Source organism: Paenalkalicoccus suaedae, from assembly GCF_006965545.2.
GTDB lineage: Bacteria > Bacillota > Bacilli > Bacillales > Salisediminibacteriaceae > Paenalkalicoccus > Paenalkalicoccus suaedae.
Genome location: NZ_CP041372.2, coordinates 1262898 through 1274830 on the forward strand (window position 1 = coordinate 1262898; position 11933 = coordinate 1274830).

12 protein-coding genes are annotated in these 11933 nt (G+C 36.7%); 6 read left to right on the forward strand and 6 right to left on the reverse strand.

The window, feature by feature from the left end:
* Positions 1-8: 8 nt before the first annotated feature.
* From FLK61_RS06850 to FLK61_RS06860, 3 genes are read right to left on the reverse strand one after another with little or no spacing between them, the layout of a single operon-like run.
* Positions 9-1037: an ABC transporter permease subunit gene (locus FLK61_RS06850; protein WP_176008742.1), complete on the reverse strand. Its 1029-nt coding sequence runs from the start codon at positions 1035-1037 to the stop codon at positions 9-11.
* Positions 1030-1902, reverse strand: a complete 873-nt coding sequence (locus FLK61_RS06855; protein WP_176008743.1) for an ABC transporter ATP-binding protein — start codon at positions 1900-1902, stop codon at positions 1030-1032. The genes FLK61_RS06850 and FLK61_RS06855 overlap by 8 nt, the downstream gene beginning before the upstream one ends.
* Entirely contained in the window at positions 1868-2287 is a 420-nt protein-coding gene (locus FLK61_RS06860) for a GntR family transcriptional regulator (RefSeq protein WP_176008744.1), read from the reverse strand. The genes FLK61_RS06855 and FLK61_RS06860 overlap by 35 nt, the downstream gene beginning before the upstream one ends.
* 140 nt (positions 2288-2427) lie before the next feature.
* Between FLK61_RS06860 and FLK61_RS06865 the strand changes: the two genes are divergently transcribed.
* The 5 genes from FLK61_RS06865 to FLK61_RS06885 all read left to right on the forward strand — a co-directional run bounded on the left by FLK61_RS06865 (position 2428) and on the right by FLK61_RS06885 (position 7385).
* Positions 2428-3321 (forward strand): NAD-dependent epimerase/dehydratase family protein, encoded by an 894-nt coding sequence (locus FLK61_RS06865; RefSeq protein WP_176008745.1) that lies wholly within the window; start codon positions 2428-2430, stop codon positions 3319-3321.
* A gap of 551 nt (positions 3322-3872) precedes the next feature.
* Positions 3873-4301, forward strand: coding sequence for a hypothetical protein (locus FLK61_RS06870; protein WP_176008746.1), 429 nt, complete (start codon positions 3873-3875; stop codon positions 4299-4301).
* Positions 4302-4444: 143 nt separating this feature from the next.
* Positions 4445-5347 (forward strand): hypothetical protein, encoded by a 903-nt coding sequence (locus FLK61_RS06875; protein WP_176008747.1) that lies wholly within the window; start codon positions 4445-4447, stop codon positions 5345-5347.
* 116 nt (positions 5348-5463) lie between these two features.
* Complete coding sequence (locus FLK61_RS06880; RefSeq protein ID WP_176008748.1) at positions 5464-6363, forward strand: hypothetical protein; 900 nt, start codon at positions 5464-5466, stop codon at positions 6361-6363.
* A 206-nt stretch (positions 6364-6569) separates the two neighbouring features.
* A complete protein-coding gene (locus tag FLK61_RS06885) occupies positions 6570-7385 on the forward strand; it encodes a DUF368 domain-containing protein (RefSeq protein ID WP_176008749.1) in 816 nt (271 codons plus the stop codon).
* An 831-nt stretch (positions 7386-8216) separates the two neighbouring features.
* Here FLK61_RS06885 and cydS read toward each other — a convergent pair.
* From cydS to FLK61_RS06895, 3 genes are all read right to left on the reverse strand, one after another.
* The gene (gene cydS / locus FLK61_RS20320) at positions 8217-8342 is read right to left on the reverse strand and encodes a cytochrome bd oxidase small subunit CydS family protein (RefSeq protein WP_430708796.1); all 126 of its coding nucleotides are present in this window, start codon (positions 8340-8342) and stop codon (positions 8217-8219) included.
* 18 nt (positions 8343-8360) lie between these two features.
* Complete coding sequence (locus FLK61_RS06890) at positions 8361-9374, reverse strand: cytochrome d ubiquinol oxidase subunit II (protein ID WP_176008750.1); 1014 nt, start codon at positions 9372-9374, stop codon at positions 8361-8363.
* A gap of 63 nt (positions 9375-9437) precedes the next feature.
* Entirely contained in the window at positions 9438-10787 is a 1350-nt protein-coding gene (locus tag FLK61_RS06895; protein WP_176008751.1) for a cytochrome ubiquinol oxidase subunit I, read from the reverse strand.
* Between the two features lie 206 nt (positions 10788-10993).
* Between FLK61_RS06895 and FLK61_RS06900 the strand changes: the two genes are divergently transcribed.
* Positions 10994-11557, forward strand: coding sequence for a response regulator transcription factor (locus FLK61_RS06900; protein ID WP_176008752.1), 564 nt, complete (start codon positions 10994-10996; stop codon positions 11555-11557).
* The last annotated feature ends 376 nt before the right edge of the window (positions 11558-11933 follow it).

The window sequence follows — 11933 nt, forward strand, 5'->3', positions numbered from 1 at the left end:
ACGGACTATTAAGAGGCTTTTCCTCTAAACAAGAGGTTCATGGACAGAATTTTCCTCGATAAGATTAAAGAGAAAAGAAGGAAGGTTAAAAATCCAATCCAGTAGGCAATGATGCGAAGGAATGTGGATCCCCAAGGTGCAAATGCTGAGATAAATAATCCGCCTAGTAAGGAGAAACAAAGTGTAATACCGATTAGGAAAACGATGGTAAGGCGTTTAAAAATTAAAAATTCGCCGTTGTGTTCGATTTTATTTTCTTGATATAAGTAGATACCACCAACAGTAAATAGCACAGTTAATATCCCATTAATCAAAAAGCCGATAAGACTTAGATTGGCTCCAACTACTGAATATAAGGGGGTTATATATTCTATCCAGTTCCAGTAATTAATAGAGGGCAATATCGTTGCTATATTATTCGTTAAAAAAAAGTCATAAACGAGGGTAGAAAACCCTAGCGGAAAGAACCCAAAAATAAACGTCAGAACAATCTGCGAAATCATTTCACCAGAAATTGTACCGATAAATAGAGCAAACGAATAGAACATAGCGAAAGCAATCAAAGGTGCTACAAAAATTTCTGTTAAAGATACTAAATCTAGTGCGTACGAGAAGGAAGAGAAATAGATTAATAAGTACGCAATAATAAAGTTGACGATAAAGCTCCCTAAAATAGCTGTCATACCTAGCGCCCATTTAGCAAGGAAGAGACTTTTACGTGAATAAGGGAGAGCGAACGTAAAGTCGTTACGTCGCGTGTTGCGCTCTAATCCAATCATGAGCGCTGCAAGAACGGTTATAATTAATGCGATGATCACATTGTAAAGTCCAGGATAGAAAAAAATACTACTTACTTCAAAAGAACCTATTTCAAATGTATAGCCAAATGTATTTTCAGCTTCGATAGAGCGCTCTCTCCAAGCTTGAAGCGTAAAAATCGTCTGTACCGGCATCTGCAGGACAAATATAGTAAATAGAATCCATATCATCATCCGAGATTGTTTAAAGTTTTGATACCAGAGAGCTTTTTCAAACATCGCTTTCACCTCCAAGCTTTGCGACAAAGATATCCTCTAAGGATAGGGAGAGTTCTTCGAAAAGAAGCGGACTGTGGGAATGTATAGCGTTAGATGCTACTTCATTTTGACGATCTAATAATATCGTATACACACGGCCTGTTTGAGCAACGATTGTTACATGCTCGTGAAGCTCGTCTGGCATGTCAGCTTCAAAGACAACCTGAGCTTTAATATATTGCGACTTGAGAGCATCGAGCTCGTAATGTGTGTCGACGCGACCATCCTTGATCATAATGATGTCGTTTGCCATAAACTCTAGTTCATCTAAGCGGTGCGAGGAGATGATGACAGAACGCTCTTTATCCGCAACTTCTTCCACTAATAGCTGAAGCACTTGTTTTTTAACAATGACATCGAGTCCATCAGTAGGCTCATCTAAGAGAATATAGTGAGCTTTTGTTGCAAACGCAATAATAATGGAGAAGAGTGCCTTCATTCCTTTTGAATACGTACCAATTTTTGATACTTGTGGTAACGCAAATTTTCCCATAAGTGCATGAAAATAATCCGTATCGAAGTTAGGATAAATAGCTTTATAGAGCTTTAAAATTTCCTTCGTACTGTAGTTTTTTAATGCCTCCGAGGAGTCAGGTACAAATAAAATTTGCTCCTTTAACTTATGTTGTTCAAAAATACTTTTATCCTCGACCAAGACATCACCTTTAGTAGGAGAGAGGATGCCAGCCATCGTGCGAAGTAGTGTCGTTTTACCTGCACCGTTACGTCCTACGATTCCGATTATATTGCCGGTCTCTACTTCAAATTCGATATCTTTTAAAATCTCTTTATTATGAATGATCTTTGAGAGATGCTGGACCTTCATCGCTGTTCCCCTCCATTTCCTCATAAAATTCCTCTAGCCACGTGAGAATTTCTTGTTTTGATAAGCCAGCGTACCTGGCATCTACGATCATTTGTTTGAGCGACTGCTTCATTTCTTGAATCCTCCTCGGATCGGAATAAGTTGGGACATCCTGAGAAATAAATGTTCCTCGCCCACGCAATGTGTGTATGATTCCCTGGCGCTCTAGCTCCTGGTAGGCTTTGCTGACGGTATTTGGATTTATGACCATCTGCGCAGATAGTTCGCGCACAGACGGGAGTTTTTCATCCGGCTTTAACACACCCTTCATACACATCTCTTTAACTTGCTGAATGATCTGCTCGTATAAGGGAGTGTTGGATCTCGGATCTATTTGAAAGAACATGGTGGCACCTCCTGTGCTCTAAGTGTACTACTCGTTATGATACACTTAGGATATTACGTGTTTAAGAAACATATGTCAATCTTATTTTTGCAACATATGGTAAACTGACTGCAATCACGTTATTTTAGGAGGAGTATCGTATGGGTAGAAACGTATTAGTTTTAGGTGGCACACGTTTTTTCGGTAAAAGACTAGTTCAAGCTTTGGTAGAGAATGGTGATAAGGTAACTGTTGCAACAAGAGGGGAAACACCAGTCTCAAGTGGTGTATCACATGTGAAGGTAGATCGATTTAATTCGGAATCCATGCAAAAGGCATTTACAGACACGAAGTGGGACCTTGTCTATGACCAAATTTGCTTTGCTCCAAATGATGCCAAAGATGCAATCGAGGTTTTTAAAGGGAATGTGTCGAGGTATATTCTCACATCAACGTTATCTACATATGCGTTTAACGACAAGCCAAATAAAGTGGAGAAGGATTTTGATCCGTTTGCTTATCCAATTACATATGGTCGTAAGGAAGATTTCGATTATGGAGAGGGCAAGCGTTTAGCGGAAGCGGTGTTCTTTCAGGAGGCACCATTTGACGTTGTTGCCATAAGACCGCCTGTTGTTCTTGGGCTAGATGATTATACGGAGCGACTTCACTATCACATTCGTAAGGTTGCAAATAATGAACCCATCGGATTTTCGGAGCCAGATTCTAACGTGTCCTTCGTTGATTCGGCTGAGCTAGCAGCATTTCTCTTATGGTGCGGCGATCAGTCCTTCACAGGTCCAGTGAATGCGTCATCTCGAGATCAACTATCCTTAACAGACCTTCTTACGTTGATCGAAAATACAGTTGATAAAAAAGCTAGAGTAGAGGAGCCAGGTGATGATGTGGAGTCATCGCCACTAAATTTCCCGGCGTCTTATTATCAAGATGTTGCATTAGCTGCTTCCTATGGCTTTGAGTTTTCACAATTAGAGTCTTGGCTGCCTAAATTAATTTCAGACATTGCTCGAGAAGAGAATCTAGTAAAGGATTAACTTTCGAGAAATTAACTTAAAGCGGTTATCTCATAAGGTAATTGTTTGTTAATCGCACATATTCGTTTTTCTATTCAACATATATTTAAGTTAGAGCTCACTTTTTAGTGGGCTCTTTTATACGTGCACGTACTGCTCTGAAAAAAATAGTGGGCATCCTATCGTGATAAATAGAATTATGTGACTCACTTTAAAGCTAGTTAACGACTCTTTATCTTTATACTCTCTCGAATTTTATATAACAGATGAATTACGTTGCATTTGATATTAGGCTTTTTAACAGAAAATATGAGTCAAGTAGTTTTCTAATAGATATATTTAAGCCAGGAATAAATTGATAATTTTTAACAAAAAGGTTATGATCAAGAAAAAAAGCGCTCTTTTATATGACTATTTTGGTGAAGTGAAATTCACTATAAGAAAGTTAGATATATATTAGTTATTGATTTATTTGAAAGAATAAATGATAAATTCATGAGAATAGAATAAAGAAGCAAATGTATGATTTGTTGTAGATTTATATTGGAAATTTCATGTAAGGTGGCATTCATATGATCAGACATTACTTATATATGTGGCTAGCATTTACGGTATTATTCACTTCGGCATCTGTTGGTTTAGAGATAATGGAAGGTAATAAAGTAACTACTACAGCATATTACGGTTTAAGAAACTTAGGTATTATCTATATTATTTTCACTTTTATACATGGGTTTATTATTTATCCTCTATCGTTTTTCCCTTTAAGTTTATTAATCAATAAGCTTATGAGGCCTTGGATCATAAGGATGTTAATTTTCATTATTGTAGCTAGTCTAGGTGCAGTTTGGGTATTTAATCAGTCATTTGTGTTTTCAGGCGGTAGCTATATAGATGTATATGAACTTAACATGTATAGTTCCGTCATTATTTTCGGAATTGCTGGTCTGGTCTATGCTTTAATTAATGAGGTTTTAAAGAGTAAAACACTTGGTGTATAAGTACTTTGCTCTAATGTACTTTGCTCTAATGTACTTTATAGTAGCTAGCTAATATAACTAAAGCTGTTAATATAACACTCCATCTAAGAGAGTTACACAATTATGTACTTCATAGTCAGCGGAAAACAATTAGAGGTGAATTTATGAAAAAGCAATTCTCAAGTAAGTCTAAGTATTGGTTATGGATTTGTATTGCAGGATTTTCAAGTGTAACCATACTCTATATAACAACTCAAAGTTTTTCTATTGCCCATTCTAATGATGAGGTTGTAGAAATGGAGCTATCACCTGATGAAACTAATAATTCATTGAATGAGAAGGAAGAAAATCATTCTGCTATTGAATCTAATGATGAGGTTGTAGCAACTGAAATTTCTCAGGAAGAAAATAACGATAGTCCTTTGCATGAGAAGGAAAAAAGTAATTTCTACATCACAATAAATGAATATGATGCAATAGTTAATTTGTTTAAGAGTGAAACTGTCACAACACATGACGTTTCTTCCATGATTCTTGCTGAACCTATATATAATTTTGAAGGTCGTGTTTATGAATATGAAGGCGAGAATGAAGGTTCTAATGTTGTATTTAGATTCGCATACGACGGAACGTTACTACATATCTCAGAAAACAATTTATTTAAGAAATCGACTTATTCAACAAGTCTAGATCAACTATATGATGAAACCATAAAAATAAATAATGATATTTGGGATAATTATAAGATAGAAACCTTAAATCAATTATTTACAGGTGAATTATCTAAGGAGGAGGTTATTCGTGAAACAGAAATACATATCATTAATTTAGAGGCACACTCAGATAAAATAGAAAAATTTAAAGAGGAAAATAATGATGACGTGGAAAATTTAGCGATGACCGGTTTGCAAGAGGCAACGATTTTTCGCTCATTTGCTTTTCAAGTAATGAGAGTGGCGCTTGAAGAGAGTTCAGATTTATCAGAAGCTGAAGAATCAGCAAAGTTAACTCTAGAAATGTCTGATCAAATATTATTAGAGGCAACAAAAAAGTTAGGAAGGAATTGATCTTAATTTATATATACGTTGTTTCTTAACTTATAAAATATTTAAAGACTTTTCTACTGAGAAAGTTACTCAATCATTTACCATATATCCAGTTTAAAACAATTAGAGGTGAATTTATGAAAAAGCAATTATCAAGTAAGTCTAAGTATTGGTTATGGATTTGTATTGTAGGATTGTTAAGTGTAGCCATACTCTATATAACAACTCAAAATTTTTCTGTTGCCCAATCTAATGATGAGGTTATAGAAATGGAGCTATCATCGGATGAAAGTAACAATTTATTTGATGAGGAGGAAGAAGGTCATTCTACTAATGAATCTAATAATGAGGTTATAACAACTGAAATCTCTCAGGAAGAAAATAATAGTTCTTTGGATGAGAAGATAAAAACTAATTCTCTCATTTCAATGAATGAATACGATGCAATAGTTAATTTGTTTAAGAGTGAGTCGGTCACAGTCGATGATGTGACTTCGATGATTCACGCTGAGCCTATAAATATTCATGCAGATCGTATTTATGAGTATGAAGGAGAGAATGAAGATTTTAATGTCACATTTAGATTCGCACACGATGGAACGTTACTATATATCACAGAAAACAATTTATATGATAAATCGACTAATTCAATAAGTCTTGATCAACTATATGATGAGACAATGAAAATAAATGATGAAATTTGGCAGAATTACAAGGTAGAGACCTTAGATAAATTGTTCACCGGTGAATTATCAATGGATGAGGTTATTCGTGAAACAGAAATGCAGGTGGTTTTTTTAGAAGTACACTCAGATAAATTAGAGAAATTTCACGAAGAAAATGATAATGCTAATTATAGCTCAGCAATAACTGATCTAAAAGAAGGTACGCTTTATCGCTCAGATGCTTTTCTAATAATGAGGCGAGCACTTGAAGAGAATTCAGATTTATCAGAGGCTGAACAAAAAGTTAAATTGGTTATAGAAATCTCTGATCAAAGATTATTAGAGGCAACAAAAAAGTTAGGGGGAAATTGATCTTTCGTTTTAACCTAGTTGATCAAAAAATAAAAAGTATCTAATAATTTTAAACAGGGCTCATAGGTGTTACGCACTTGTAAGAGGTGCATCTATGAGTCTTTTTGATTGGTCCAGCCAATTATTGTAGAAATGTGCCATATTTCATAGTTGACAGGTAGCTTGACAATTGGAATAATTAGTCAGGTAGAATGGGGGAGTGATCAATGATTGGAGTTATTGTCAGGGGAATCGCAATTGGAGTCACGGAAACTGTACCAGGAATTAGTGGCAGCACAGTTGCGATGATTTTAGGAATATATAAACGAATGCTTTATTCGTTAAGTATGCTGACGACAAAGCGTTATAAGGAAGTACTACCTTTCTTACTTACGTTTGGGTTAGGAATGGTAATCGGTTTTGGGGTCGCTCTGTTTACGATTGATTTTTTACTTCAACACTTTAGAACCCCTACACTATTGTTTTTTGTTGGTGTCATTTTAGGGTTCTTACCATACTTATGGAAAGAAGCTGTGGAAGAGTCTACCTTATCCTTCGCAGCAAAGCACTATATGATAATGGTTATATTTTTTTCTATTGTCATTATCGGTCAGTTTTTAGGTGGAGGAAACGACTTACAAATCGATTCACTCTCAACTGCTGACTATGTGTATATGTTTGTAGCTGGGGCGTTAGCAAGCTGTGCTCTTGTACTACCTGGGATTAGCGGAGCATTAACATTAACGATACTTGGCTTGTATGAGCTGGCAACTAGATCGCTAATTGAGCTCCATCTTCCGGTTGTGATTCCTATAGGTTTAGGAGTTGTATGTGGGGTCTTACTAATTAGTAAGCTAGTTCGTTATTTGCTTCGATCTTATCCTACTGAGACGTATGCAGCTATCATTGGGTTAGTTGCAGCATCCATATTTGCTATTTTAGCTAATATAGAAGGCGCACTAACGCCTGCACTAATCGTAAGCTCCGTGCTAACATGTTTGCTTGGAATCGTGACAGTCACGTTGTTAGCTAAAACACAATAGTATAATATTTTATCTCGTAGAATAGAAGGAAGAATTTAACTTATGATCAACAGAGAAGTAATAGGGAACTATCGTTTTGGAAACTTTTATTGGGTCAAACACCTGTAAGTGAAACTTATTAATTTCAAAGGCTTTGAAGCGCGCAACCTCTGCTCAAAAAGTAGAGGGACAAACAAAGAATTTTCTTATGAATGAGGAAATTGTGAAATGGTCTTTTTCAAACTTAGGGAGCAGGAGAGTTAAAGATAATTACAAAAATTATCCAAAGTCTTAATGACTACTTCACTGTTAGAGAAGATATAACGTTAGAATCGGGGGCACGCTCATACAAAGGAGGTTAATAATGATGTCTAAAAGAAGATTTTGGATACTGTCTATTATTATATTTCTGTTATTAATTTTTATGTTTTATATGCAAATAGCGACTTATTCTGTTTACCCGCCACATCTAGGTGGAATGAGTTATAGAGTGAGGTTCGAAAATCTATGGCATACATCTGTATTTTTCTATGGAATTGTCTTATTCGTTATCTTTTTTTCGTTTTATTTAATGTTTAAGATTATCTCTATTTTATATTATCTTATTTTTAAGTTTAAACGAGAGTAAAATACTTCTGAAAATAACAGAGTGCTTTAGTCGAATAAGATGTCATTACAATGCATGACAAAGGAGCTTGGTTTAACCAAGCTCCTTTATTGTACTAGTTTATTTGATACTTATCGTACCAATTCCAATGTCTACTATAAATCAATTAGGGTTCTATTAAAAAATTTTTATGATTTGTACTCCATAACTGAACCAATTGTATATAGCTCTAGCTTCTTCTACTGTTATTTATTGTTATCTGCATCTTTTAGAAATCGTGGTGTTGGCCACTTTGCAGCCCAAAAGAAAACAAATATGATACTAAATATGACAATGAGGGGCGGGGCGATCATAATTAAAAACCAAGTCATCGTAATCCCTCCATTTCCTTATTTTCTACCCTCTACATAATCTGCGTCGAATAGGAATAATCGCATGAGCAGATATAGGGAAGGTAGGAGAAGTAAAAGTCCGGCAATGAATGCTGCAATTAACGCAATTGCCATCGTCTCGTTTGTGAAGCCATCGTAAATAGTTAAATACGGATAAAGCAGATACGGTAGGTGAGATGCTCCATATGCAAAGAATGCAGCGAAGAATTGCACACACACTAGAATAAATGCTGTACCGTAATTTCGTCTTTTCCAAATGAAGAATGTCGCAACCGCAAAGGCAACAAAGGAAATAGCAAACATCCACCATAGGTCAAGCATACTAGCAAAGTGGGTAGGATTTTGTTCGCCTAGTAAATAAAAGACGATCATACCCATAATGATAGAGGGTGCTGCCCACGTAAGCGCGTAGCGTCTAAGTAATTCTAATGCTTTTTCATCCTTCGCGCGTGATGCGTAATAGGTTAAGAAGGAAGCGGAAATAAACAGGACACTTACGATTGCTAAGATAACTACACCCCAAGAGTAAGGGCTTGAGAATAACTCTCCATATAGAAGTTCTACATTTCCACTTTCCTGAGAAATGTATCCTCCCTCAGAGATCGTTAACACCGTTGTAAGTGAGGCAGGGATTAAAAGCCCTGTAGCCCCATATAAGAAGGAGAAAAAGTTGCTCTCTTTTGATCCGTACGTTGCAAAAGCATAATAAGATCCTCGAATCGCTAACAGGATAATGGCAACACTACCTGGAATTAAAAGAGCTGTTCCGTAATAGTACGCTGTCTCTGGGAAGAATCCAACGATTCCAATAAAGAAGAAAACAAGGAATACGTTTGTGACCTCCCACACAGGAGATAAGTAGCGCTGTATAATGTGATGAATCACGTGATTTTTTTTCGTACGTTTTGAGTAGTAGCTAAAGAATCCTGCTCCAAAGTCAATGGAGGCAACGATTAAATATCCGTATAAGAATGTCCAGAGGACGGTGATTCCGACTATTTCATAAGTCACAAGAATAACTCCTTTCTGCTAAGTGATAGGCAAGATAAAGGGATGTGGGCAAAAGCCCACATCTTATTCGATTTCCTGATTGTCAATTCCTCGCTTCTCCATTTCTCTTTCGACCGGATTACGGTTAAACATTTTGCGAAGAACAACAATACATGTAATACCTAACACCGCATAAAGAGTTAAGAATAGATAAAGCATAATATCTACGTGTTGAGAAGTCGTAGCCCCTTCAGATGTTCGCATAAATCCGTTTAAAATCCATGGCTGTCTACCAACTTCTGCGAAGATCCAGCCTGATTGAATAGCCAAGATAGAAAGTGGTCCACCTGCAACGACCATCATCATAAGTGGTCTATTAAATGGGTTCCAGCCTTTCTTCCAGTTCATAAACACAAACAGAATAGATGTGAATGCTAAGAACATTCCGATAAACACCATGCTATCAAAGAAGTAATGTACCCATAGTGGAGGTAGATCATTCGGATCAAAATCATTTAACCCAGTTACCTCTGTGCCTGGAGTACCTCCAGCTAAAATGCTTAATGCATACGGAATTTCTAGAGCAAATCGAACCTCATTATCTGAATCTAAGAAACCACCGAGTATAAGTGGTGCATGTGTTTCTGTTTCAAAGTGCCATTCTGCAGCAGCGAGCTTTTCTGGCTGATACTCATGCAAGTACTTACCAGATAAGTCACCAACAAGTGCAGTACCAATTGCGAAGACAGCACCAGTAACCATTGTTAAGTGCAGAGCTTTTTTATGATAAGCTGATTTGTTACCTTTTAAGATACGAACGGCAGCAATCGCACCTAATACAAAGGCTGCTGTTAAGTAACATGTAATGATAACGTGTGATACTTTTGTAGGCGTGGCGGGATTAAACATCGCTTCAAGCGGATTAACGCTTGAAATAACGCCATCAATCATTTCAAACCCTTGAGGCATGTTCATAAACGCATTGACCGTCGTGATAAAGAAGGCACTTGCTGTAGCACCAATTACTACTGGGATAACTAATAAGAAGTGCTTCATTTGTGACTTAAATCTGTCCCAAGTATATAGATAAATTCCTAAGAAGATCGCTTCAAAGAAGAATGCGAATGCTTCCATAAACATTGGAAGTCCAATTGTGTGACCTGCTGTTTGCATAAAGTTTGGCCATAATAGACTAAGTTGTAGTCCCATAGCAGTACCAGTTACAACACCAATTGCAACGGTGATAACGAAGCCGCGTGCCCAGCGTCTTGCGAGTAGCGTATAATGCGGATCATTCCGCTTAATACCCATCCACTCAGCAATTGCAATCATTAGAGGTATACCTACTCCAATTGTTGCAAAAATAACGTGGAAACCAAGCGTAGCATACGTCAAAATTCTGCTATAGAGGACCGGATCATATTCGAAAAACATCGTGGTGTCCCCCTCATGTGAGTAAATCAATAATTCGTATTAACGCAATAATAAAGCATTTTAACAAGAACGTTTATAGGTGTAAACCCCTATATAATGTGAATCTATGAGCAAAAAATGAACATATGTGACACATTTCACAAACCTGACAAATTTACCTTTCTTACACTCTCTATTATACTTGATTTAAGAAGGGAAGTGGTAGTATGCGCATCCTTATTGGAATGGACCATGAGCTACTCCGTTACGGACTTATTCAGCTTATAAAAGATATTCGCGATATTGAATACATGGTTACTGTAAATACAAAAGAAGCATTCCTTAAATCCTCGCGTAAATACGAATTCGATGTCGTCATTTTACATGTTGATTTACCAGGAGCAACATCCATAGAAACACTCGTTAACATAGATGCTATAACCATTATTATTTATCAGCAAACCTATAAAGAACTGCCGCGAGTGAATGGCGTATTATTTGAAAGAATGTCATTAGATGAACTCATGCCAATTATGCAACGATTACTTAAGGGTGGACGTTTGGAACAAGCAAACGTACAAACCCCTAACGATGTCATCCATGAGCTTACAAGACGTGAAGAGGAAATTTTTCGCATGAAGCTTGAAGGATACTCTGTTCGCGACAGTGCAACTTTTTTAGCGATCTCTCCAAAAACAGTGGAAAACCATCGTCGAAACATACGGAAAAAATTAAATATCGTAAAGAATGAAGAGTGGGTGCAATGGGGCAAAAAATTGAGATTATTTTAAATAATCTCAAAGTACTAGTTGACGGTGTTAGATGGAAATGATATCCTACTTTAAGAGCAAGCAATAATAACGGATGAACATTCCGATGGAGGTGTATGAAGCATGAAAAAGCATATGAGTAAATTCGTAACTTCATACGTAACGCCCCCTCCCGTAGCTTTGTTTATCTTTTAAATGAATGAGACTTAGTACGTGGAGATCCACGTGCTTTTTATTTTGTCTATGAATGGAAATTTTTAGGCGCGTGGATTCCTCCACGCGTCTTTTTTGTTGTGTTGCTCAAAAAAAATGATGGAGGAATGAAGATGAACGTATTATCAATGAAGAGAGAACTCAAGGTGGATGTGACAGGCCCAGACTAGCAGACTAAAAATAG

Bases quoted from the DNA above. Each gene is read 5' to 3' on its own strand.
- FLK61_RS06895 (WP_176008751.1), bottom strand. From the start codon at position 10,787: ATGTTTTTCGAATATGATCCGGTCCTCTATAGCAGAATTTTGACGTAT.
- FLK61_RS06865 (WP_176008745.1), top strand. From the start codon at position 2,428: ATGGGTAGAAACGTATTAGTTTTAGGTGGCACACGTTTTTTCGGTAAA.
- FLK61_RS06855 (WP_176008743.1), bottom strand. From the start codon at position 1,902: ATGAAGGTCCAGCATCTCTCAAAGATCATTCATAATAAAGAGATTTTA.
- FLK61_RS06875 (WP_176008747.1), top strand. From the start codon at position 4,445: ATGAAAAAGCAATTCTCAAGTAAGTCTAAGTATTGGTTATGGATTTGT.
- FLK61_RS06880 (WP_176008748.1), top strand. From the start codon at position 5,464: ATGAAAAAGCAATTATCAAGTAAGTCTAAGTATTGGTTATGGATTTGT.
- FLK61_RS06885 (WP_176008749.1), top strand. From the start codon at position 6,570: ATGATTGGAGTTATTGTCAGGGGAATCGCAATTGGAGTCACGGAAACT.
- FLK61_RS06870 (WP_176008746.1), top strand. From the start codon at position 3,873: ATGATCAGACATTACTTATATATGTGGCTAGCATTTACGGTATTATTC.
- FLK61_RS06850 (WP_176008742.1), bottom strand. From the start codon at position 1,037: ATGTTTGAAAAAGCTCTCTGGTATCAAAACTTTAAACAATCTCGGATG.
- FLK61_RS06860 (WP_176008744.1), bottom strand. From the start codon at position 2,287: ATGTTCTTTCAAATAGATCCGAGATCCAACACTCCCTTATACGAGCAG.
- cydS (WP_430708796.1), bottom strand. From the start codon at position 8,342: ATGACTTGGTTTTTAATTATGATCGCCCCGCCCCTCATTGTCATATTT.
- FLK61_RS06900 (WP_176008752.1), top strand. From the start codon at position 10,994: ATGCGCATCCTTATTGGAATGGACCATGAGCTACTCCGTTACGGACTT.